Raw genomic sequence first — 20,526 nt, 5'->3', positions numbered from 1 at the left:
ATATGCCCGCCGGCTCGAGGAGTGAGATCGCCCCCGAGTCACCACTTCCGCGGTTCAGATACCCAGTTCCGCTTTGGCTTCGGCGAATTTATCGATCGCGAACTGCAGGTCGTCTTCGGTATGGGCGGCCGACACCTGGGTTCGAATCCTGGCTTGTCCACGCGGGACGACCGGGAAGGAGAAGCCGACCACATAGACGCCTTTCTCGAGCATCTTGTCGGCCATCCGAGCGGCCACGACGGCGTCGCCGAGCATGATCGGGACGATCGGGTGCTCTCCCGGGATGATGTCGAATCCGGCTTTGGATAAACCGCTTCGGAAGAACGCGGTGTTCGACTCGAGGCGATCTCGCAGTTCGGTGGAATCGCTCAGCAAGTTGATTGCGGCGATGGATCCGGCGACGATCGGCGGTGCGACCGAGTTGGAGAACAGGTAGGGACGCGATCGTTGTCTCAGTAGCTCAACGATCTCACGGCGGCCGCTGGTGTACCCGCCGCTCGCTCCGCCGAGGGCTTTGCCGAGCGTTCCGGTGATGATATCGATCCGGTCCATCACATCATGATGTTCGTGGGTGCCGCGGCCGTGTTGACCCATGAAGCCGACCGAGTGGGAGTCGTCGACCATTACCAAGGCATCGTATCGATCCGCGAGATCACAAATTCCAGGTAGGTCAGCGATTGTCCCGTCCATCGAAAACACGCCATCGGTCGCGATCATGCGGAAACGGGCCGAGCTGGCTTCGGCGAGTTTGGCTTCCAGGTCCGCGAGGTCATTGTTGCGGTACCGGAACCTTTGAGCCTTGCACAGGCGAATTCCGTCGATGATCGACGCGTGGTTGAGGGCATCCGAAATGATGGCGTCTTCCGGGCCGAGCAACGTTTCAAACAGCCCGCCGTTGGCATCGAAGCACGACGTGTAAAGAATCGTGTCTTCGGTTTTCAGAAACTCGCTGAGTTGGCCTTCGAGTTCTTTGTGAATCGTTTGCGTGCCGCAAATGAATCGTACCGAGGAGAGGCCGTATCCCCACTGCTGCAGACCTTCGGCAGCTGCCTTGCGAACCGTCTCATGTTCGGCCAACCCGAGGTAATTGTTCGCGCAAAGGTTGAGCACCGTTTGGTCCTCGCCGACGCGGACGTGCATGTCCTGTGGTGAGCGAATTAACCGTTCGGATTTGTAGAGTCCATCTTCGCGGATTTGATCGACTTGGCTGGCGAGATGTTCGCGAAAGCTGCCGTACATCTAGTTGCTCCAATTCAAAATAACTTTGCCGGACTGGCCTGACATCATGACGTCGAACCCCTTCTCGAAGTCCTGGAAATCGAACCGATGAGTCACGATCGGCGAGAGGTCCAAACCGCACTGCAGCATCATGGTCATTTGATACCAGGTGTCATACATCTCGCGACCGTAGATGCCTTTGATGGTCAGCATGTTGAACACGACTGTGTTCCAGTCGATCGCCATGTCTTCGCTGGGGATTCCCAACATCGCAATTTTTCCGCCGTGACACATTTGCGAGAGCATGTCTCGAAACGCGCTCGGGTTGCCCGACATTTCGAGCCCCACGTTGAAACCTTCTTTCATCCCGAGTTCACGTTGAATGTCCGAAAGGTTTTCCTCACGAACATCCACCGTGCGGGTTGCTCCCAATTTCGCGCCGAGTTCCAGACGCCATGGGTTCACGTCCGTGAGAACCACGTGCCGAGCGCCGGCATGTTTGGCGACCGCGGCGGCCATGCAGCCGATCGGCCCGGCGCCGGTGATCAGCACGTCTTCCCCGAGAATCTCGAATGACAACGCGGTGTGGACGGCGTTCCCATACGGATCAAATATCGCAGCAATGTCACGATCGATGTTTTGATCGTGTTTCCAAACGTTGGTGACGGGCAGTGCGATGTATTCAGCGAAGGCGCCGGGGCGGTTGACCCCGATGCCTTTGGTATCGTTGCAAAGATGTCGACGTCCGGCCATGCAATTGCGGCAACGACCACAGACAACATGTCCCTCGCCACTGACCACGTCACCGGCGGAAAAGTCGACAACGTTGGACCCGACGTCGACGATTTCGCCGACGAACTCGTGCCCAACAACCATAGGGACAGGGATCGTTTTTTGAGCCCAGGAATCCCATGTGTAAATGTGGACATCGGTGCCGCATATTCCGGTTCGGTCCACCTTAATCAGCACGTCGTTAATGCCGATCTCGGGCATGGGAACTTGTTCTAGCCACAAACCCGGTTTTCGGTGACGCTTAACGAGTGCTTTCATTTTCGAGTGTTATTCGAGGGATGCGACTTCCTTTCCGGCTCGCGTTCCGAGGGCACCCCACAATCCGTATGGGCTGATGGAGCCTGGCACGCTTTCGCCGATGCCACCCGACCAAACGTTGCCGTGGTGAACATCACCGGCCTCAATAGAGTCGGTGATGAATCGTACCGCGCCGTCACCCATCAAAACATGGGCGCCGCCTTGGTGCTGGCTGCTCACCGACGCTATCCCGTAGGTATTGGCGGACGGTCCGCCAAAGCAAAGTTCGCGGTTGGGAGGAAGAATCGTATTAATCGCGGAAAATGCAGCACCGGCTGACGCCCAACGGTAGCCACGACCTTCATTAGAGGCGGCGAGGGTCGGCGGAGTCCCGGTCGCCCAAAATTGTGGTCGCGTGTTATCGGTCAGGCCCTCGTGCAAACACAGATCCGGTTCATCGCGCACAGTTTCGGCACCGCTGTCATTGCCGACCGCAGCGATCGTGCGAATGTTTCGATCGCCGAGGTCCGTTGCGATCTCACCGGCGATGATTGTGTTGGCGAGTCCGTCGAGAATATCTCGGAAGCTGGTTTGTTGATGGGCGACGAAGGCACCGCGGCATGCGGCGCGAGTTTCGGAAGAGTGAGTCGATGCGTTTGTCAGCGTAATCGTCTCCGATCCGGGGGTGTTGTCGATACCGAGTTTGCCGAGACCCATGTAGTGAATCGAATCGCCCAGGCTGGCGGCGTAGTTGGTGCGGCCGAGTGCGGGCAGCCCCGTTCCTGGATCGCTCGGGCAGCGAAGGGTAGGGATTTCGGTCGACCATGGGCTGTAATCACCCTCGTTGGTTTCGGGACCCATCGCTGGCCATGGGTTCGGCGTGCCGCCGGCGTTGGACAACGGATTGACAACCTGTTCCCACAACGCCTGCTGTTCGAAGAACGGGGTCAGGCCAACCCAGATCGAAAGATCCATCCGGTTGGTCAGGTTGCTGCCAACGGCGGCTCCGTCTTGCCAGGTTCCCCCGCCGTGCATCGGCATTTTGTTGTACGCGGAGTGGTAGTTGTGGACGGCGAGTCCGAGTTGTTTGAGGTTGTTGCTGCAGCTCATCCGTCGTGCCGCCTCACGAGCCGCCTGGACAGCGGGCAACAAGAGACCAACGAGTACGCCGATGATCGCGATCACGACCAGCAGTTCGACGAGCGTGAAACCATGGGAGGCGCGCCGCGCCGAGAACGAAGACTTCATCTTAAAACTCCGATAGGGAGGAATGTGCGTATGGATAAATGGATCAATCAATAGAATCTGGTATGCGATGGGAAATCGCGTTGACCGGTCACCGTTGAGGACAAATCGGTCATCAAATGTCAGCGGACATACCGAAGTTCAAACGCCATGGAGACGCCGATGTCGGGATGATCCGCCGATGATCTTTTTGGCCTGGGATGGCATTTAAATGGGCTAACTGTGGCGACGGGCGATGCCAGCTCGCTCTGTTGAGAAAGCGGGACATCGCCTGCTCAAATGGATTCCGTTGCGATGCGTTGACATGCGACGACGGAAACAGTCTTAGACCGGTATGTGCCTGTTCGCCGCGAGCACGGATTTTGGGAGTGCGTGGCTGGTATCCCTTCATGGGGATGAAACAACCAAAGTCCGCTCAAATCCGGCGCGGCAGGGCCAATCCGCGGTGACGAAATCCGCGGTGGCTAGGCGGTCGGCGGCCCGCGAGAAGAGAGTCCGCTACAGAGCGGCGGAAGCGGGCAAGAAAGTCCACTCAGAAGAATCCGTTCGGGGCTCGGAGCCGGTGCGATCGACTGGGGAGATTGAACGCATTCCTTTCCGACCATGCTGATCGCACAGCACAACGCGCACAGACCCACGTTCTTCTCTGGACTGCAGTTGGCGGCGAGTAGGAGCGGGGAGTGATCCGAACTGCAGCAGTCGAATCCGTCGGAACTGTCCGATTGAGCGACGTGTGGTTCCGCATGGTCGCAGCAGCAATCGTGAGACTTTGATGCGGATGCATCCCGGGTTTCGATCGGCGAATGCGTGAGGCCCTGCGTGATTGCAGGATCGCCAATGAATGCCGCGCTGCCAACCGAACCAAAGCTCGTCGCATCCGGAGAGGGGGCTCCGGTATTCGCGGCAACGACACAGGTACATGCATTGCCGCTAGCCGAATGATCATGCAAATGATGGTGGGCGGCGGGCATCAGCCAGCCACCGACCACATAAGCGATCAATGCGATTTGAGCGGTGAAACGTTGCATGAAGTGCAATGAATGGTGCAGATTGTCGTATGGACGTAACGTGTCTTTCACGGTCGCCCGAGAACTAAAGCCGTAATAGATTACGCGTAAAACCGAAAGAATGAATCCGTGTTTTTTGAGAATATAGGAGTTTTTTACGAGGATTCGCTGATGTCGAACGTTTCTCGCATGTTCGGAAACGCGTGATCATGCCCCTCGTGTGACTTGTGTTTGTGTCCTGGCAAATTCTCGATCCCAACCGCGATAGCCACTCCGAGAAGCAACGCCGCAGTCAGTTTTCCGCGGTCGTGGTCGTGGAACGCGACTTCGGGCAGCAGATCAGCGAGCGCGATGCAGATGAAGAATCCTGCCGATACAGCAAGCCCCCAACCGAGTACTTCTGTCCCCTCTGTCCAGCGGGTGGCACCGAAATACATCAACAAGGCCCCGGCGGGGCACGTCAGCGAGAAAAACACATTGGCAGTATTCTGTGCTGTCTCGGACCACCCCTGTTTATTCATGACCGACGTGATTGCAAAAGCGTCGAGCGGTTTGTGGAGGGCAACCGCGAGGAAAGTTCCGAGCCCTGCCAAGCCCAACCATGCACCATGGTGGGCGTCCGCGATCACGCTGCTGGCCAACGCGACTCCGTCGATCACCGTGTGCAACGCAAGACCGAAGAACATCCCCGCCCAACTGATCCCTTTGTGTGAGTGGTCGTGATGATGCCCCGCGTGGGAATGTGAGTGAGAATGCGAATGACCCGACTCAGTTGCCGCGTGCTGTTCATGGTGATGCGCATGTTCATGTTCATGGTCGTGTTCATGATCATGTGTCTCGTCCAACGTTTCAGCGGTCGGTTCCGACGCATGCTTGTGCCTGTGATCGGGCTCTTTCGCCCCATGATCGTGGGTGTGGAAAAGCCGGATCAGCAGAAACATCGCGATCAGTCCGGCGAGCGCGGCACCGCCCGTTTTGGATGACGACCCGAGCACCTCGGTCGCGTGAGGCAGCAGGTGCAGCAGCGCGATCCCGAGCATCAGACCGCCGACGCCACTCATCAGGAGCTGCGTCCGCAGGTGCGTCATATAGAGAATTTTGGACAGCCGCCCTCCTGTCAATGAAGCCATGACGACGAACACGCAGTAAACGATTAGCAACGGTTCGGGTGACAAAGACATCGATGGGCCGCGAAAACGCTAGAAGGTGTGGCAAAGACTCGCAAATTGGAACTCAACATCCTACGGCATGCGACCAAGATCGACTATTGACCCAAAACGGCGGATTCCGACCGTGTGGGATGCCGTCTCGCGCCGCCTCGATGCTCGGCGAGCATCGAGGCCTCGTCACACAGGTGGGCACTTGGATCGGATTTAATCAAGTTTGACGGTTGTGACGGTCGATAAGACTTTCGATGCGTGGGCTCTCCGCCGAGGGTCTTTCCGTTCTTCGTGAGGGCTGGCCGCCATGGGACTATTCGGAACGATTCAGCAATCCGCCGGTGCGCTCAACACCGCGCAGGTCGGTCTGCAGGTGGTCGGCAACAACATCGCCAACGCCAACACAGACGGATTCATCCGCCAACGTCTCGAGCAGACTCCTGCGGTGGCGGTGCGCGAGGGCGGGTTGATTCTCGGTACCGGGGTTCGGGCGACCGGGGTCAAACAAGTCATCGACCAAGCTCTCGCCGAGCGGATGTTCAACGCGAAAACGGCCGTCGCGGGCAGCGAAGCGTTGCAATCGGCGTACAACCAACTCGAGGAACTCGTGTCCGACCTCGACGGCGGTGGTTTGAGCGAACAGTTCTCGTTGTTCAACAACGCGCTGCATGATTTGTCGACCCAACCCAACGACGCAGCGATGCGAGAGTTCGTTGTGATCCAGGGTGAAAGTCTCGCGAGCAGTTTGCAAACCGCTCGCACCAAAGCCGGTGAACTCGCCGAACAGTGGAACGGCGACATGTCCGACATGGCGACGCAGATCAACCGTTTGACCGAACGGATCGCGCGGCTGAACACGGAGATCGCAACGATCGAAGGAGGCGGCCAGCTCGGCAGTGACGCGACCGGTCTTCGCGATCAACGGTATCGCGATCTCGAAGAACTCGCCGGGTACATCGACATCAACTTTCAAGAGGAAGAAAACGGGACCGTCAATGTCTTCGTCGGTGGTGACTACCTCGTCAGTAACCGGAATTACCGCGAGGTGTATGCGGCGTTCGATGAGTCCGCGGACGGTCTTGAAGTGCGGATCGTCGAGACGGATGCTCCGTTGCAAGTCAAAGGTGGCCAGCTCGGTGCGGCTATCGAGGTTCGCAGCGGTGTGTTTGGAAGCTACATCGACAATCTCGACTACATGGCCGAAGCTCTGATTCGCGGTGTGAACGAGGTGCACTCTCAGGGACAGGGACGAACTGGTTTTGATTCGATCGAAGCCGCCTATCCCGGGGCGACGGGCACGCCGATCGGAGACGCGGGACTGTCTTTCGAACCGAAGAACGGCAGTTTTGATTTCCATCTCGTGGACAACTCCGGCGAACTGCTTTCGACGACCCGTATCGAGGTCCGTAATCTGGGCCAGTTCGGTGACTCGACATTGGATTCGATCGCTGCCCAGTTGAACGATATCACCGGCGTCACGGCGTCGTTATCGAGCGACGGCCGATTGAGAATCGAGAGCGACTCGCCGACGTCACAGTTCACCTTTGGCGAGGACACCAGCGGCTTCCTCGCCGCAGCGGGGCTCAACACGTTCTTTACCGGAACCTCGGCGAAGGACATCGCGGTCAATCAAGTGATTCAGGATGACCTCGATCTGTTGGCGGTATCGGCGGGCGGGGTCAACCAGGACACCGACACTCTTTACGCGCTGTTGGATCTGATTGATCAACCCGTCGACGACCTCGACGGAAGATCGATCCGCGGTCTGCACGAACAGATGCTCTCGACGATCGGTCGCGAAGTCAGCCTCCAGACGAGTGCGACCGAGGGACTGAACGATTTCTATGCGACGTTGCAGAGTCAGCACTTGGCCATCACGGGCGTCAACATTGATGAAGAGTCGATCAAGTTGATCTCTTACCAGCGGGCGTTTCAGGCATCCTCGCGGGTGATCTCAACGGCGTCGGAGATGCTCGAGATTCTGATGAATCTCTAGTCGTTTTGGACGGCTCAATTTTCGGGTAGTGGATCTTGTGAAAGATCCTGCTGCATGAGGATCTTTCACAAGATCCACTACAACCTACCCGAAACAAGTCGTGGCATTCACGCTACAGCGCCAGTCCGGTCGCGAACGTGACCCCGTCGAGTCCGATTGACGAGTCCGAGTTCACCGGGCCACCGGCGTCGAGCCAGATCTGGGCTTCGTAACCGACCCGCAGGAAGCAACCGCAACGTGGCGTCAACGATTGACCGAACTGCAGTCCGACGGAGCATTCGGCGTTGGTCAGGATTTCGCGGTGAATGGCGCGGTCTTCCAGTTCCGTCGTGTAGGCACCTTTCATTTCGTAGATGCGTTGATCGGTGTCGCCGATCAGAAACGCCCCGCGAAGATTGCTGTAGAACGAGAAACGACTGCACATGATCTGGCGGGTCAACCAGAGCGATGCGGTCGGACCGGCACCTTGGAATTTGAGGTCATTGCGGACGGCTTCTTCGTAGACACCACCACCGTCGTAGACGTCGCCTCGCAGCAATTGTTCGATTTCTGCGATGCGAACGCCAAGGCCGAACATGGCTTGGGTCGATGCGAAGCAGAACTGCTGCGTCGCCTCGATATCGTACGCTTGCATCTTGAGTTCGTGATGTGACGTCAGGGTGCTGCCTACGTTCGCGTTGGCGTTGCGAGTCAGGTTGGCACCCGCGCCGAAGACATGCACGAAGACTGGAGTCGCACCGGTAACGGCGGTGACGGAAACTGGATCCGGTTCGTTGTCAAAGGAGAAGTACGTGAAACGGAAACCGGTACCCCGGCACGATTGCCATCCCAACCAAGCCCGCGGACTGAGGTCGTTGTCGTATTCGAACGGGACGAGCGTGTTACCGACCGGTGGGTCGATGATCAACGCGACGTTCTGACCAAAGTTCGCACGCAACCACAAAAATTCGAACCCGCCGTAGAAGCCGGGGGCGAAGTTTCCAAACGTTCCCGATCCGAATGTCGGCATGGTCGCAACTTGCGCGTTGCCGCAAGGGTCGCCGTAGACCGCACCGCCGCCGGTGGCATACCCGCCGCCGATCACCGCGCCGCCCATGCCTCCGCCGCCAATACTTCCACCGCCGGCCATCATGCCTCCGTTTCCGCATGCCCCGGCCGACGATGAATACATGCCTGCGGATGACGGGCCGGCGACCGAGTATCCGTCCGAATAGGTAATGCCTGTTCCCGATGTGGCTGTTCCTCCCGCCATCGCCTGTGCCGTGTAGCCGGATTCGTACAGGCTCGAGGTGTCGCCGGTCGCTCCATAGCAGGACGTGCCACCGCCGTAGGGCATCGTGCTGTACCCTTCGGCGGCGTAACTGCCGTAGCTGGTTTGATAAGGCGTGGAGCTGTATGTCGTGCCGCCACAGTTCGTGCCGCCACAATTCGGGGCACCGCACGCCGGGGTTCCGCACGACGCCAGTTGAGCGTTCGTGGTGTATTGGCTTTGTGCCTGACCGTGGGGCGTGTTGAGGCCGGATGTGAGTGCGATCACGGCGAGAATCGTCGCGATTCGATAGTGGATACTCATGATCGTCATTGAGTTGGAGTGAAACCGTTAAAGGACTGGTAGCCGTATCGGGCTGCACATCTGTATCAATCGTGTTTCGAAAAACGATCTGCGCAATCTGACCTGACCGGTTTAATTCAACATCAAGTGCACACAGGAAACGTGCTCTTTCGCACGTTTTTTCTCGCTTGATCGAATACGGACGGTCCCGAGAGCGATACCGCGCACACGTGAGCCGGGTGTGCGGGCGTGTGGGGTGCGGATGCTTGCGTTGCGCAGCTTTTCGCCGACAATGCTCGCTCGACGTGCTTCAAACACTGAATTTCCCCTCTCTGAGCCCCCAATTTCACATGAAATCCATGGACGCCCTCGTGTCGTTGTGCAAACGACGTGGTTTTTTGTTTCAATCCAGCGAAATTTACGGTGGGGTTCAGGGCTTTTGGGATTACGGCCCGTTGGGCGTCGAGCTCAAACGCAATCTCAAGGATGCGTGGTGGCAAGACATGATCAGCGGCCACAATGAGTTGACCGCCCCCGCAGGTGCCCCGAGCCCCTTCGAAATGGTCGGTTTGGACTGCACGATTCTGATGCACCCGCAGGTTTGGAAGTGCAGCGGCCACTACGATTTGTTCCACGATTACATGGTCGACTGCCGCGAGTCAAAGAAACGCTACCGGCACGATCAAGTGCGGGGCCGCTACGTCGAGTATCAAGATCAGAAAGTCTTTGTGACGACACTCGCGGAGATCGAGCACGAAGTCGATGAGATCCGCCGCCGGGCGCTGAAGTTTTTCAAATTGCGAGCCAAGAACGCGGACGACATCACGATCGGTGACGAGTCGATCACGCTCGACAAGCTCGATTCCCACGACGACGTCCTCGGTCCAGACGCGAAATCGCTCGGGACGCTGACCGAACCGCGCGAATTCAACCTGATGTTCAAGACCACGCTCGGCGCACTCGGCGGGGCGGACGACACCACGTTCCTGCGGCCCGAAACGGCACAGGGGATCTTTGTCAATTTCAAGAACGTGCTCGACAGTTCGCGGGTCCGGGTTCCGTTCGGGATCGGTCAGGTCGGAAAGAGTTTCCGCAACGAAATCACGCCGCGTAACTTCACGTTCCGGTCACGTGAATTCGAGCAAATGGAAATCGAGTTCTTCTGTCATCCCGATCAATCGCAGGAATGGTATCGCTATTGGCGCGATCGGCGCATGGCGTGGTACACCGAGATGGGCTTGTCGGGCGAGTCGCTGATCATGCGCGAGCACGAGCAATCCGAGTTGGCTCACTACAGCGTCGGGACGGCGGACATCGAATACGCCTTCCCGTTCTTGCCTGAAGGCGAGTACGGTGAACTCGAGGGAATCGCACACCGCGGTGACTTTGATCTGCGCAGCCACATGGAAGGCAAACTCGATCCGGCGACTAACCCGATGACCGTGCAGCTCGGTGAAGACGGCAAGCCCAAGTATCGCGGCAGCGGGAAGGATCTGACTTACCGTGACGACATCACGAACGAGAAATACGTTCCACACGTGATCGAACCGTCCGCCGGTGCCGACCGTGGTGCGCTGGCGTTCCTCTGCGAAGCGTACACCGAAGACGAGGCTCCCGATGAAAAGGGCAAGCTGCAAACGCGAACGGTGATGAAGCTGCATCCACGGCTCGCACCGATCAAAGCCGCGGTCTTCCCGTTGGTCAAGAAGGACGGAATGCCCGAGATCGCCCAAGAGATCTACGCCGGATTGAAGCAACACTTCAACGTGTTTTACGACGCCAAGGGTGCGGTCGGTCGTCGCTATCGTCGCCAAGACGAAGCCGGCACACCATACTGCATTACCGTTGACGGCGATTCACTGACGGACAAAACGGTCACCATTCGTGACCGCGACTCGCTCGAACAAACCCGCATCAAGATCGACGACGTCGTCGACGAAATTCGCAGCCGGATTCTCCAGTAGCGGTGACTGCTTACCTCGTTCGAATCGGTTTCGCAGGCGATTGTTTCGTCGCGGTTCCCGTTGTGGAATTGGCGACTTACTCGCGGGGGTGTCAGGTGTTGGTGCAAACACCCCGCGGGATCGAACTGGGCGAGGTGCTCAGTGAGGTACGCGGCGAGTCGTTGGTCGAGAAAACAGTCGAGCGGCCACCCGTCGAGCCGGAGGGAAGCGAACCGTCGAGAGGTGAATCCCCGCCGCTGCGGATTTTGCGCTCACTGACCGATGAAGACCGTTTGTTGGTCGAACGGTTGCGGCGGTACAAACGCGACGCGGTTCGCAAGTGCCAAGAAGTGTTAGCAAACAGTGAATCCGACGCCGTCCTCCTTGACGTCGATCAGTTATTCGACGGCAATACACTCGTGTTGCACTTCCTCGGTCCGGTGGATGCGCTCGGACGAGAGATCACCGATCGGATCGTGGCCGAATACGAATCGCGGGTGCAATCGATTCGGTTGGCTGAATTGATGACGCACGGCTGTGGTCCTGATTGCGGGACCGAAGCGGGAGGCGGGTGTTCATCGGGGGGCGGTTGTGCCTCCTGTGCCGTCGCCGGAGCGTGTACGAAGTAACGTGAATTTCTAAAGTCCTTCAACACCGAATCGCAACATGCCCGACAGTCTTTATTTGGCCACCAACGAGAACGCCACGGGCAAACGCATGATCGCCCTCGGGGTGATGGAGTTGGCGATGCGGCGGTTCGGCCGTGTCGTCTTCTTCCGACCCGTCGTGCGGGATTCGGCCGTCGATGACCAAAGCATTCGGTTGATGCGGTCTCGCTATCAATTGCCAGCCGCACCCGAACAAATGTTTGGTGTCACCCGGAAGGAAGCCCGGCAGATGCTCGCGGAGGATCGGTACGATGCCCTGATTCAACGCATCCAACAGAAGTTCAAGAGTTTGCAAGAGACCGCGGACTTTGCGGTGGTTGAAGGGACCAGCTTTCAGGGGCTCGCGACGGAGATCGAGTTCGAACTCAACGCGGACATCGCCGTCAACCTTGGCTGCGCGATCATGTCGGTCTATTCGGCGGCGAGTCAATCGGTTGAGGAAAGTGTGCAGTCGATTCGGATCGGTAACGATTCGTTGACCGATCACGGTGGGCATTTGCTCGCGACCGTGGTTAACCAAGTCCCGCCGGAACAACGTGGCGCACTCAGCCAGGCGTATTCGGCCGCGGGGCTCGCCGACACCGCGCCGATTTATACGCTGCCCGAAGAGGTGCTGCTGCGTCAACCAACGGTTCGCGAGATCCAAGTCGGACTCGGCGCGTCGGTCCTCGGTGGTGATGAATCGACGTTCGATCGTGAGGTCGCTCGATTGAAGGTGGCCGCGATGTTGCTGCCTGATTTCCTCGAACGGATGAAAGCGGGCAGTTTGGTGATCACGCCCGGCGACCGCAGTGACATCATTATCGGGTGCGCGCTGGCGAGTTTGGATTCAGCCAGTCCGTCGCCGGCCGGGTTGGTTTTGACCGGCGGTTTGTTGCCTCCGCTCGCGGTGCGACGGATGGTGAATCCGACGAGCGGGTTGCCGATTCTGACGACGAACGTGGATACCTTCACCGCCGCAACGATGGCATCGAAAGTGCGCGCGGAGATCGGAGAACACTCGCCGCGAAAAGTCGAATCGGCACTCGGGCTGTTTGAGCGAAATATCGATATGGAGGATCTCGCCAAACGCCTCGAGGCCCCCGGGCTGCACCGGGTCACGCCGATGTTATTCGAGCACTCATTGATCCAACGTGCCCGCGAGAAACGTGTGCGGATTGTTCTGCCCGAAGGCCATGATCCGCGTATTTTGCAGGCGGTGGATGTGCTCCGCCGGCGTGACGTTGCGGACATTGTTTTGTTGGGTGACCCCGAGAAAATCCGCAGCGCCGCCAGCCAGGTCGGTGTCATGCTGCCTGAACTCGATGCGATCCAATCGGGGAACGTTGTTGTGCGGGATCCCGACGATCACACGCCCACCGTCGAGATCATCCACCCACCGTCGAGTCCGCTGTTGGAATCGTTTGTGGACGAATACTACCGACTGCGCCGACACAAGGGACTCACTCGCGATGTTGCTCACGATCGGATGCAAGAGGTGAGTTACTTTGGAACGATGATGGTTCGTCGAGGGCTCGCCGCGGGGATGGTCTCCGGAGCGATGCACACAACGGCCGCCACGATTCGTCCTGCATTCGAATTCATCAAAACCAAGCCGGGGATCGGTTGCGTCAGCAGCGTGTTCTTGATGTGTCTGAAGAACGGCGTGCTGGTTTACGGCGATTGCGCCGTCGTTCCCAACCCGACCGCCGAACAGCTCGCCGAGATCGCCAGTTGCAGTGCCGACACCGCGAGCCAATTCGGAATCGAACCACGCGTCGCGATGTTGTCTTACTCCACCGGCGAGAGCGGCCAGGGTGAGGACGTGGACCGCGTTCGTTCTGCGACTGCGATGCTGAAGTCAGCCCGTCCTGAAATTTTGGTCGAAGGTCCGCTGCAATACGACGCCGCGATCGACCCGAGCGTCGCCGCGAAGAAACTGCCCGGCAGCAAAGTCGCCGGACGGGCAACGGTGTTTGTCTTCCCCGATCTCAACACCGGCAACAACACCTACAAAGCGGTGCAGCGATCCGCCAACGCCCTCGCAATCGGCCCGGTCCTGCAGGGACTGCGACGACCGGTCAACGATCTTTCGCGTGGTTGCACCGTTGCTGACATTGTGAACACGGTTGCGATAACTGCGGTGCAGGCGCAGGCGTCCCAGTCCATTGAACTCGACCCGGTACCTGCCGAAATCATCGACGAAGAAGCCGTCTCATGAATATCCTTGTTTTCAACGTCGGATCGACAACTCTTAAGTACGCGTGCATCGAAGTCGAATCCGGCGAACGGCTTTATGAAGGCTTGGTCGATCGCATCGGCCAGGTCGGCGGTGACGCGCCGGACCACCTTTCGGCAGCCCGCTGTGTCCTTGAAAAGTTCGGATTGCTGCCCGGCGCGGAAGCGTCCGCTCGCGACGACATGCCGGAACTCTCTGCGATCGCTCACCGAATCGTGCAGGGTGGGGACAGCTATCCGAAACCGGCGATCGTCAACGCAGACGTCCTCGCACAGCTAAAGACTCTCGACACGCTCGCTCCGCTGCACAACCCCTCGGCTCGTTCGGTGGTCGTCGCCATCGACAGTTTGAAAATTCCGTTGCCGCAGGTTTTGGTGTTCGACACGGCATACTTCAGTACCCTCGAACCGGCGGCGTATCGGTACGCGATCCCCGAACCGATCTACCGCGCCCACCGCGTACGGAAGTATGGTTTTCACGGAACGTCGCATCGTTTCGTGACGGCCCAAGCGATTCAGCATCTTAAGCATGATTCACCGGTTCGGATCATCTCGCTGCATCTCGGCGGCGGCGCGAGTGTGACCGCATCGCTCGACGGAAAAGCTGTCGATACGTCGATGGGGATGACGCCGCTCGAAGGATTGGTCATGGCGACGCGTTGCGGTGACATCGATCCATCGGTGCCGTTGCATTTGATTCGTTCGGCGGGAATGTCGGCCGATGATGTCGACCGACTGATGAACAAAGAAAGCGGGCTCGTCGGGTTGTGTGGCGAAGCCGACATGCGAGCGATTCTATCCCGTCGCGAAGCCGATGATCGTTCCGCGAAGTTGGCGATCGATATCTACGTCCGGCGAATTCAAAAAGTAATCGGTGGTTACCTGGCAATTCTCGGTGGCCTCGACGCGTTGATCTTCACCGCCGGAGTTGGCGAGCACGCGACGAAGATCCGAGAGTTGGTAACCGGACCTCTTGCTCACTTGGGAATTGTGATCGATCAAGCGGCGAACGAGTCACCCAAACTCGAAGATGGTATCGCTGACATCAGTGATCCTTCGGCGAGCGTGCGAACGTTGATCGTGGCAACCAATGAAGAACTCGCCATCGCCCGCGAATCAGCCCAACGGCTTGCCGAAGATTAGTCGTTAATGTCGCCTCCATTCTCGAGTAGTGGAACTTGTGAAAGACCCTCATGCTGCAGGATCTTTCACAAAATCCACTACAACTCACCCGAGAAATAAGCTGCGTCGAAATCCTAGAACGCTTGGAACTTTTGACGCGTCCGATCCTTCTAGCTGGATTCGCCAGAATTCAGGCCACCCAACTCTGACGCCATCGGCTACGCCATTTTTGAAGACGCTCTAATCGTGCACGCCAAGCGGATGACTTCACGCTAGGCGAGCCGTTCGAAGCCTTAACGCGTTTCCGATGACGGACACGCTGCTCAGGCTCATCGCAGCGGCGGCCACCATGGGGCTGAGCAGGAGGCCAAACACCGGATAGAGTAACCCGGCCGCCAGCGGGATGCCGATCGCGTTGTAGACAAACGCGAAGAACAGGTTCTGCCGAATGTTTCGCATCGTCTTGCGACTGAGGTTGGTTGCGGCCGCGATTCCACGCAGATCCCCTCCGACCAACGTGATTCCCGCAGACTCGATGGCCACACCGGTGCCCGTTCCCATCGCAATGCCAACGTTGGCTTCGGCAAGGGCGGGAGCATCGTTGATGCCGTCGCCAGCCATCGCAACCACTTTCCCCTGATTCTTTAACTCGCGAATAAAGTTCAGTTTCTCATCCGGGGACACGCCCGCATGGAACTCATCGATGCCGAGTTCTTCGGCAACCGATTGTGCGGTCCCCTGAGCGTCGCCGGTAAGCATCACGACACGCAGTCCGAGGTCATGTAGCGTTGCGAGCGCCGCCGGTGTGGATTCTTTGATCGGATCCGCAATCGCCAGGATTCCAGCGAGTTCACCATCGATTGCCACATAGACCACCGTGGCGTTTCGTTTCTGATACTCACGGGCTTTGGCGTCGATTTGTGACCGCTCGGTCGAGCCTTTGGTCTGTTCGTCAATCAAAGTTGAGTTGCCGACCAAAACATTGTGTGTGTCCACGTTTCCGCGAATGCCTTGGCCGGTGATGCTATCGAAGTCAGAGACGGAACGGTTTGTTTCCCCCGCCCGACGAACGATCGCATGAGCGAGCGGGTGTTCGCTGTGATTTTCGAGCGCCGCGGCAAACGATAACACTTCATCCTCGTTCCACTTGCCAACCGTTTCGACGGCAATGATCTCGGGACGTCCTTGAGTCAGCGTGCCGGTCTTATCGACCACGATCGTGTCGACGCGTTCCATAATTTCTAACATTTCTGCGTTCTTCACCAGCACACCGTCTTTCGCACCGCGTCCGACTCCAACCATCACTGACATTGGCGTCGCCAAGCCGAGGGCGCAGGGGCACGCGATAATCAGAACCGCAACCGCCGCAACGAGTGCGTGGGCGAGCTGGGGTTCGGGACCGAAGAACGCCCATCCGATGAAGGCGGTAATGGAAGCAACGATCACGGTCGGGACAAAATACTGGGCGACGACATCGGCGAGCTTTTGGATCGGTGCCCGACTGCGCTGTGCGTCGGCGACCATTTGGACGATCCGGCTGAGCACGGTTTCGGAACCGACGCCGGTCGCCTCCATCACAAATGCGCCGGTCTGGTTCAGTGTGCCGCCGGTGACGATGTCATCTCGAACCTTGGGGACAGGCATTGGTTCTCCGGTTAGCATCGACTCGTCGACACGACTGTTTCCGCTGACAATTGTTCCATCGACGGGGATCTTCTCGCCCGGTCGAACGCGGAGGCGATCGCCTTTTTTTACTTCGTCCAGGGGGACGTCTTCTTCCGAGTCGCCCGCAACGCGGTGAGCGGTATCGGGAGTCAGTCGCAGCAGCTCGCGAATGGCACCACCGGTTTGATGTCGCGCCCGCAATTCGAGAACCTGTCCGAGCAACACGAGTGTGATGATCACCGCAGCCGCCTCGAAATACAGCGGTGGTGTACCGTCTTCGTAGAAGGCCTGAGGGATCACGCCCGGCAGCAGAACCACGACGAGGCTGAACAGGTAGGCGGCCATCGTTCCCACGGCGATTAGCGAGAACATGTTCAGGTTCATCGTTCGAAACGATTTGACGCCCCTCACGAGCAGTGGCCAACCGCAGCCGAAGACCACGGGAGTGGCCAGCAACAATTGCAGCCAACCCGTGGTTGTTGTTGAGAGGTTGTCCGTCAAACGAATGCCGACCATCGGTCCCATCGCCAGCACCAACAACGGGATCGACAACGCCGCCCCGATCCAAAACCGTCGACGCATGTTGAGGTACTGCTGATCATCGCCTGACGACGACGGGTCGACGAATTTCGGTTCCAGGTCCATGCCACAAATCGGACAGTCGCCTGGCCCGACCTGTTCGATCTCGGGGTCCATCGGGCAGGTGTAGATCGCGTTGGGATCGGCGGGCTGCCCGTTCGACGAACCACTCTGTCCTCCTGAACCACTCTGTCCTCCGCAGCAACCTCCGTCCGAGGAGCCTTTGCCTTTCGCAGCATCTTTGGCTGCCCGTTCGGCCAAGACGGTATCTGGGTTCTTTTCGAACTTTTCCTGGCAACCCGGATGGCAAAAGTAGTAAGTGGTGCCCTGATAGTCGCTGTGCAAATTCGTCGACCGATCGACCCGCATTCCACAAACAGGGTCGATCGCTTTCGAGTCAGGATTTTCGTCACCGACGATTGGGTTGGCGATAGGAAGTTGCATAGCATTGTCCGTGTTCACTGTCGGCAGCCGATGTCCTGCCGGATTTTTGTTTGAATCGAGCGATCGATCACAATTCGTCACAATTCGATTATCCACGATTTTATGGGGCAACTGCTGTGCCATGCCGCAGAGGCAGTGTTGCCAGGGACGAACCATTCGTTTCGGTTCGCCTTCAGCGGAGAACACCGATATGGTGAGTTGGTCGTGGTTCCCGCGTAGTCGTCCCCTCTCGATAGAATGGACAGGTTGCGTGCGGACACGCCGCTGTGACACGCAACGAGAGCAGCAAACGAGCTACCAAAGGACCCGGGGAGATGGTTTGGCAAACGCGGATCGTTTGGTTGGTGGCGTTGTTGGCCGCCGGGTGGGTCGCGATGACGATGAGTCATGAGGTTGGGCATCTCATTGGTGGTTTTGCGGGAGGAGCCACGCTGGTGGATTGTGATCTCGCACCCTGGCGTCTGCCTTATTCTCTCCATTCGCCTGACCCCTATCCGTTGCTGACGTTGTGGGCGGGGCCTGTCTTGGGGGTTGTGGTGCCGTTGGCGGTTGCGTTGCTACTGCGACGGCCATGGATGTGGTTCATTGCGGACTTCTGCGTGCTCGCCAATGGTAGCTATTTAGCGCTTTCATGGATCAGCGGGGATCGGTTTCTCGACACTCCGCGACTTCTTGCCGCAGGAGCTCATCCGTTGTCGATCATCACGTTTTGTTTGGTGACGATCGGAATGGGCTACATTCGTTTTCGAAACGACTGCGTTGCGTTGCTCAGCGAGAGCACGTCTGAGCAGTCCAACGCAGAGCTATCGCGGACGAGAAGCGAATAACGTTTGATACTCGTGAAGATGAGCATCGACCTCACGAGAGAGCATCCGACCGTTGAGGTGTCCGCCGAGGACGGTGCCGTAGTACAACGGCGTCGCTACCGCAGGTGCGAACATTCCCAAGGAACTGCCCACGTAGGTTCCGTACGCCGGATAGAGAACCCGGTTGGCTTCGATGATGCCTGCCCGATCGCTGCGGGCATACAGGTAGTCCATCACATCACGCGACGCGAGCGTTTCGTGAAACAATGGCGTCCACAGATACAGCAACCCGTAGGTGCCCGGATACTTTCGGCGAGCAAAGTCTTTCGCGTGCGCGAGTTCGTGCAGCGCGATCGCAGGCACGTCGCTGTAAAGGTGCACGGTTTGCGTGTACGGGTTGAAGTGATCGCCACCGATCAAACGACCAGGGAAGATCGCTTCGCCGCCCACCGATAGCAAACCGAGGGTGTAACGATACGGCCAACCTACCGTGCGGTTCTTTCTCAGACGGTGAAAGTCTTTCAACGGCGCGTATTGGTTCAGCCGCACTTTGATGTGAGCGAGATGCGCGTCTTGCATGTAGTCGGTCGCCGCTTCGATGGTCGGTTCAGTGATCCGGTGGTTGTCGATGCGGCGATCCCACAGCAACAGTTTACCGGGAATGCCCCACACCCATCCTGCGCAGTCGAGCCACCAGATCGGTCGGCCGGCTTCGATCTCAGGTTCGTCTTCGAGGATCAATTCCGGCGCGACGTTGCGAGGATGCATCGCGATCGGTTGAGGCGAGAGCACGTGGCAACCCGCGAGCCATGGCAGCCACGTCAGGAGCAAGACGAGAGAAAGATGATGGACGTTCAACACGCTTAAAAGTCTCTCCAAACGCCGAGCGACATGCCGACCCATCGAGCCGTCGATGATTCGTCGGCATAGCCCCAGGTGTCGCGAGCCTGAGCGACGCCGTGAACCATGAACCCGCGTGCCCCGACCGAAAGAAACGATTTCTCGGTGAGTTTCCACAGCACGTCGGCGTTGGCCGTGTAGGAGGCGGCGAATTCAGCTCGCTCGGCGTGGAAGGTCGCCAACGTTCCGTCCGTTCGCACCCCGCTTTGATCGATCAGGCTGCCGCCGATGCCCGCCGACAATCCAGCGGAAAACACCAACACACGCCAATCCCAATATCCGGTTGCGGACGCGTCGAAGGTGATCACGTGGTTCTCGCCGACCGCCACGTTTTCGAGCGACACGTGGTCGATCGCGTCTTGGATGTGGCTGTAGCGAACCCCGAACGCTGTTTCGCTGCGGCCGCGGAGCAACAGATTGGTCCATCCGTACGCCGCACGCGTCGTCAGCAGTTCGCCTTCGTTGGCGTAATACTCGCCCGGATGAAAGGTTGTCTCGCCTTCACCACGAAGGCTCAACAAAGAGAACTCGGCAAATTTTCCCGGACGTGAAACACCAAAAGGAGTCTGGTGTGAAACGCGTAGCTCAAAGCCACCGTTGAGTTCGGATTCGACGGTCGACACGCGTTGGTTACCACCGTCATCCCATCGCAAATCAATATCGTCGTCGCGGTGCATGACGACGCCCTGCAAGACCGCTGACCATGCGGGGGTGGGCGACATGATGATCGTGTTGTCCACGACCAACGTGTTTTGATTCCAATCGGAGGAGGTGATCGTCAACGGCAACTGTTCCGGCACCGGTTGTTCCGGCTGAATCGGGAACTCCTGCACCGACCAAATCTCGTTTTCGACTGAGATCTCTTCCGCGACCGAGGAGGCACACGGGGGCCATGCCCACAGCGCAATCACGACCCCGATTCCGATCAGGGTGACGACTCGTCGGCGAGGAGCGGTAGCGAGTGGCAACGCGGAT

General features: G+C 58.3%; 15 protein-coding genes. 6 read left to right on the top strand and 9 right to left on the bottom strand.

Annotated elements, in window-relative coordinates:
• Window positions 1-54 precede the first annotated feature (54 nt).
• The 5 genes from RSSM_RS21910 to RSSM_RS21890 form a co-directional block, all read right to left on the bottom strand.
• A complete protein-coding gene (locus RSSM_RS21910) occupies window positions 55-1,239 on the bottom strand; it encodes a glycine C-acetyltransferase (RefSeq protein ID WP_008684144.1) in 1,185 nt (394 codons plus the stop codon).
• Window positions 1,240-2,268, bottom strand: coding sequence for an L-threonine 3-dehydrogenase (gene tdh / locus RSSM_RS21905; RefSeq protein WP_008684142.1), 1,029 nt, complete (start codon window positions 2,266-2,268; stop codon window positions 1,240-1,242).
• A 9-nt stretch (window positions 2,269-2,277) separates the two neighbouring features.
• Window positions 2,278-3,495 carry a DUF1559 domain-containing protein gene (locus RSSM_RS21900; RefSeq protein WP_008684139.1) on the bottom strand — a complete coding sequence of 406 codons (1,218 nt, stop codon included), beginning with the start codon at window positions 3,493-3,495 and terminating at the stop codon, window positions 2,278-2,280.
• Between the two features lie 461 nt (window positions 3,496-3,956).
• On the bottom strand, window positions 3,957-4,520 hold the full coding sequence (locus RSSM_RS21895; RefSeq protein ID WP_008684136.1) for a hypothetical protein: 564 nt from the start codon (window positions 4,518-4,520) through the stop codon (window positions 3,957-3,959).
• A 134-nt stretch (window positions 4,521-4,654) separates the two neighbouring features.
• The gene (locus RSSM_RS21890) at window positions 4,655-5,680 is read right to left on the bottom strand and encodes a ZIP family metal transporter (protein WP_008684135.1); all 1,026 of its coding nucleotides are present in this window, start codon (window positions 5,678-5,680) and stop codon (window positions 4,655-4,657) included.
• Window positions 5,681-5,966: 286 nt separating this feature from the next.
• On the opposite strand from RSSM_RS21890, the gene flgK reads away from it, so the two are divergent.
• Complete coding sequence (gene flgK, locus RSSM_RS21880) at window positions 5,967-7,655, top strand: flagellar hook-associated protein FlgK (RefSeq protein ID WP_008684132.1); 1,689 nt, start codon at window positions 5,967-5,969, stop codon at window positions 7,653-7,655.
• A 112-nt stretch (window positions 7,656-7,767) separates the two neighbouring features.
• Here flgK and RSSM_RS21875 read toward each other — a convergent pair whose 3' ends face one another.
• Entirely contained in the window at window positions 7,768-9,228 is a 1,461-nt protein-coding gene (locus tag RSSM_RS21875) for a hypothetical protein (protein ID WP_236621304.1), read from the bottom strand.
• A 338-nt stretch (window positions 9,229-9,566) separates the two neighbouring features.
• Here RSSM_RS21875 and RSSM_RS21865 point away from each other — a divergent pair, with 338 nt between their 5' ends.
• The 4 genes from RSSM_RS21865 to RSSM_RS21850 are packed head-to-tail and all read left to right on the top strand — an operon-like array spanning window position 9,567 to window position 15,178.
• Window positions 9,567-11,171, top strand: coding sequence for a glycine--tRNA ligase (locus RSSM_RS21865; protein WP_008684126.1), 1,605 nt, complete (start codon window positions 9,567-9,569; stop codon window positions 11,169-11,171).
• Window positions 11,172-11,173: 2 nt separating this feature from the next.
• The gene (locus tag RSSM_RS21860) at window positions 11,174-11,779 is read left to right on the top strand and encodes a PSP1 C-terminal domain-containing protein (RefSeq protein WP_008684125.1); all 606 of its coding nucleotides are present in this window, start codon (window positions 11,174-11,176) and stop codon (window positions 11,777-11,779) included.
• Between the two features lie 37 nt (window positions 11,780-11,816).
• On the top strand, window positions 11,817-14,018 hold the full coding sequence (gene pta / locus RSSM_RS21855) for a phosphate acetyltransferase (RefSeq protein ID WP_008684123.1): 2,202 nt from the start codon (window positions 11,817-11,819) through the stop codon (window positions 14,016-14,018).
• Complete coding sequence (locus RSSM_RS21850; protein WP_008684120.1) at window positions 14,015-15,178, top strand: acetate/propionate family kinase; 1,164 nt, start codon at window positions 14,015-14,017, stop codon at window positions 15,176-15,178. The genes pta and RSSM_RS21850 overlap by 4 nt, the downstream gene beginning before the upstream one ends.
• Before the next feature lie 246 nt (window positions 15,179-15,424).
• Here the strand turns inward: RSSM_RS21850 and RSSM_RS21845 are convergent, their stop codons facing one another.
• Entirely contained in the window at window positions 15,425-17,845 is a 2,421-nt protein-coding gene (locus RSSM_RS21845; protein ID WP_044303263.1) for a heavy metal translocating P-type ATPase, read from the bottom strand.
• Window positions 17,846-18,159: 314 nt separating this feature from the next.
• On the opposite strand from RSSM_RS21845, the gene RSSM_RS21840 reads away from it, so the two are divergent.
• The gene (locus RSSM_RS21840) at window positions 18,160-18,672 is read left to right on the top strand and encodes a hypothetical protein (protein WP_008684114.1); all 513 of its coding nucleotides are present in this window, start codon (window positions 18,160-18,162) and stop codon (window positions 18,670-18,672) included.
• Here the strand turns inward: RSSM_RS21840 and RSSM_RS21835 are convergent.
• A complete protein-coding gene (locus RSSM_RS21835) occupies window positions 18,649-19,512 on the bottom strand; it encodes a hypothetical protein (RefSeq protein WP_008684113.1) in 864 nt (287 codons plus the stop codon). The genes RSSM_RS21840 and RSSM_RS21835 overlap by 24 nt on opposite strands.
• 2 nt (window positions 19,513-19,514) lie before the next feature.
• A partial coding sequence (locus RSSM_RS21830) for a hypothetical protein (protein WP_236621303.1) occupies window positions 19,515-20,526 on the bottom strand: 1,012 nt, incomplete at its 5' end.

This window comes from Aporhodopirellula sallentina SM41 (assembly GCF_000346505.1).
GTDB classification, from domain to species: domain Bacteria; phylum Planctomycetota; class Planctomycetia; order Pirellulales; family Pirellulaceae; genus Rhodopirellula; species Rhodopirellula sallentina.
Note: the sequence above shows the minus strand (reverse complement) of the source record. Positions and strands in the feature narration are given on the sequence as shown.